This window comes from Rhodococcus sp. As11, from assembly GCF_048957735.1.
GTDB lineage: Bacteria > Actinomycetota > Actinomycetes > Mycobacteriales > Mycobacteriaceae > Rhodococcus > Rhodococcus gordoniae.
In genome coordinates, this window is record NZ_JARDJE010000055.1 from 1 (window position 1) to 1,276 (window position 1,276).

At 58.5% G+C, this 1,276-nt stretch carries 2 protein-coding genes; both read right to left on the reverse strand.

What is annotated here, in order from left to right:
- Nucleotides 1–31: 31 nt before the first annotated feature.
- Nucleotides 32–916: an IS3 family transposase gene (locus tag PV766_RS24040; protein ID WP_378002181.1), complete on the reverse strand. Its 885-nt coding sequence runs from the start codon at nt 914–916 to the stop codon at nt 32–34.
- On the reverse strand, nt 913–1,206 hold the full coding sequence (locus PV766_RS24045; RefSeq protein WP_378002180.1) for a transposase: 294 nt from the start codon (nt 1,204–1,206) through the stop codon (nt 913–915). Before PV766_RS24045 ends, PV766_RS24040 begins: the two co-directional genes overlap by 4 nt.
- Nucleotides 1,207–1,276 lie beyond the last annotated feature (70 nt).

Here is a 1,276-nt window from a genome sequence, read left to right on the forward strand (position 1 = left end):
TGGAGTGTTCCCGCTAAAGTGGCCACTGAAATTAAGCAGCGAGTTCGTATATGTCTCTGAATCCTAGTTCAAACTCGACCGGTGTCAAATAGCCCAGTGTGGAATGCCGCCTCACCCTATTGTAGTACTCCTCAATCCAAGTGAATGTGCTCTTTGTGAGTGCTTTAAGAGTGGGCCACGGGCGAGTGTGAACGAGTTCCTTCTTGAAGCTCGCGAAGAATGATTCCGCGACCGCGTTGTCGAAACATATTCCAGTACGTCCCAGTGATCGCCGGATATTGTTTTTTGTGCAGTATTTGTCGAAGTCTCCGGACGTGTATTGAGTTCCGCGATCGCTGTGAAATATCACTTTCCCGGGCGGTCGCCGGCGAGCGATGGCCATATCCAGTGCGTCGGTGACCAGGTCGGTGCGCATGTGGTCGGCCACGGCCCATCCGACGACCATTCGGGAGTGCAGATCGATGACGGTGGCCAAGTACGCCCAGCCGTTCCATGTCCGCACGTAGGTGATATCGCCGCACCACTTGGTGTTCGCCTCTGCCGCCGTGAAGTCGCGGCCAATGAGGTCAGGTGCAGCAACAGGGTCGTCGCCAGCGACGGTGGTGCGCCTCCATGCCTTCGGGTGGCGGCCTTCCAGACCTGCGGCCTTCATCAGGCGCCACACCCGCTTGTGCGATACCCGGTGGCCGCCGGCGGCAAGCTCCGCACGCATACGACGAACACCGGGGCGGCCATTGAGGCGCCCATAGAGGCTCTCGATCAGCGTGGTCAGCTCGTCGTCCCGCAGGTCGCGAGCTGAGCGCGACTTGCCACGCCACTTGTAGTAGCCAGAAGTCGAGACGCCGAGTTGAGCACACATGAACGTGACCGGATAGGAATCGGATTCAGCCCAGTCCGCGATAGCCGCGAATTTCACCGCGGGTCTTTCGCGAACCAGGTCGCTACTTTTTTTGCGAACTCCACCTCCATGCGGGCGTGCTTCACTTCTTCACGAAGGCGCTCGAGTTCCGCCCGCTCGTCCTCATTCAACGGGCGGTCAGACTCGCCGTTTCCCTCATCTCGGGTCTTCTTCACCCATTTCCCCAATGTCATCTCGTGAACGCCGATACTGCGTGCAACTTCAGCGATCGCACGACCGTCATCGATAACCAAACTTACCGCGTTGGCCTTGTACTCGGCAGTGAAGTTCCGACGAGTCGATCCCATAATCCGCTCCCTCCATCTCGGGGGAACTCACCGCTCATCTCGGAGTGTCCACCAAGACGGGAACGGTCCA